We start from the raw sequence: 1,394 nt of genomic DNA, 5'->3' as shown, positions 1-1,394 counted from the left end.
TTTCGCCATTGGGCAGCTGGCGGTAGATCAGGTTGCCTAGTGCATCGTAGGTGTAGAGGCGGTTGAACACAATACAACAAAGGCCGTCTGAAAGTTGTGCTTCAGACGACCTATATGCTGACTAGTAATGAGGTTATTAAAGAGCGAATATTTCAGACAACCTCAAAGAAAGTATTGAGGTCGTCTGAACCGCGTGCGTGCTTTGAGGCACGCACCCTACCTATAAATTTGGAAATTTATGCGGGCTACGGCTTGCTGCAAATTTGGAAATTTATTGCAGACCATGCACGCTATGGCTTGCTAATCTGAATCTAAAGCTATTTGAGCATCTTCAGCAAAAGCAGATTTATCTTCAATTAGTTGACGAAGAAGTAATTTTACAAAAGGTAATTTTCGATGAAATGTTAAGACTTGGAGTGCGGCACTAGCTATTAACTCATTTTCATTTTTTTTGAGAATGCTCATTGCAAATTCTGCTTCATTAACAGTTATTGCTGCTCTTTTTAAAATACTCAGTGCCTCAATTCGAAGGTAAATATCTTCATTAACATTATTGACAAAATGAATTATTTTTTTAAATATTTCACTATAGTCAAAATCACCTATATATATTCTCAATATTTTGAATGCCTCATTACGAGAAAGATCAGACTCCTTTGAATTTAGGCCAATATCCAAAAGAAAGTTTGCTAATTCCTCAGACATATCCTCATCAACATAATTTTGTAAGAAATCTTCTTTATCACTATCATTATTAAATTTTTGATAGAGTGATTTAAATTCTTCATAATGCATATTTTTACCTCAAAGTTATTTTTTCAGAATTAATTTAGACCTAAATTTAGTTATTTCGTCAGATGGTTTCAATTTCAATATTTCATCAGAAAGTCTACTTGAATTAGGTCCAATTATCGAATTTTCTCGGCTTTTCCCTTTCCTATCGGCACTCTCGGGAGCACCACCTGCACACATATCTGGTTCATGTAACCATACCGTACCCTCCCCTGCAGATCCTTTATTACTTGTGTACCTTCTTCCTCTCGCTTCTATAGTTGGGTCATCTCTAAAATTCCTAATTCTTTCTTGCAACCCTTCTAGACCCTCTGTTTTTAAAATTTTATTAAATTCCCTAATTTGCCCTCTAATTTGGCGTTTTAACTCTTTAACATCAGTAACTTTATCTGGTTTTAGGATATGTATATAAGTCAATGTTTTGACTTTTAACCCAAAAGGGTCAAACCATGTTAAAGAATTTAAAGCAAACTGATACAAATTCTCCCCACCCAACAACCCAATCGGATCCTGATTCACAAACCGCCCCGCCTCAGGCTCGTAATACCGCATCAGGTTGTAATGCAGCCCGGTCTCTTCATCAAAGTATTGGTTTTGCAGTC

The 1,394-nt window shown here is 36.4% G+C and carries 2 protein-coding genes; both read right to left on the bottom strand.

Translation table 11 applies throughout. From position 1 onward, the window contains the following. Positions 1–300 precede the first annotated feature (300 nt). Positions 301–795, bottom strand: coding sequence for a hypothetical protein (locus KEM39_RS11250; protein WP_107863930.1), 495 nt, complete (start codon positions 793–795; stop codon positions 301–303). Between the two features lie 15 nt (positions 796–810). Further along, positions 811–1,394: RHS repeat-associated core domain-containing protein (locus KEM39_RS11780; protein ID WP_249182781.1), on the bottom strand; the 584-nt coding region annotated here is incomplete at its 5' end.

The organism is Neisseria sp. Marseille-Q1983 (assembly GCF_018224585.1).
Classification (GTDB): Bacteria; Pseudomonadota; Gammaproteobacteria; order Burkholderiales; family Neisseriaceae; genus Neisseria; species Neisseria polysaccharea.
The sequence above is the reverse complement of the archived record's forward strand: the minus strand, read 5'-3'. Positions and strand labels throughout refer to the sequence as shown.

Excerpts from the sequence above, each read along its gene's own strand:
- KEM39_RS11250 (WP_107863930.1), bottom strand. The coding sequence starts at position 795 with ATGCATTATGAAGAATTTAAATCACTCTATCAAAAATTTAATAATGAT.